The organism is Opacimonas viscosa, from assembly GCF_024199005.1.
In the GTDB taxonomy this organism is placed as follows: Bacteria; Pseudomonadota; Gammaproteobacteria; order Enterobacterales; family Alteromonadaceae; genus Opacimonas; species Opacimonas viscosa.
On the sequence record NZ_JANATA010000254.1, the window covers coordinates 1 to 250 of the forward strand.

Sequence of the window (250 nt, forward strand, 5' to 3'; positions counted from 1 at the left end):
TCTCTCCTCCACCCTGGCTTCACCCTGCAGCCTTGGTTTTCTATGGCTTCTTCGCCGCTATTTTAGCGTTATATGTTGTTCGTCAATACCATGTCAGACGTGCCCAGCGCATTGCCGTTTCTGAATCTGAGGAACGTTTAAAACTGACATTGTGGAGCAGTGGTGACGAACTCTGGGACTGGGACGTATTCAGAGGTCAGGTGTACCGTTCAAATACCTGGGGGACACTGGACTTTCCACAGGACGACAT

Annotated in this window: 1 protein-coding gene; it reads left to right on the forward strand. The window is 50.4% G+C overall.

Annotated elements, in window-relative coordinates; all coding sequences use genetic code 11:
• A partial coding sequence (locus tag NLF92_RS13490; RefSeq protein ID WP_254102772.1) for a hypothetical protein occupies window positions 1–250 on the forward strand: 250 nt, incomplete at both ends.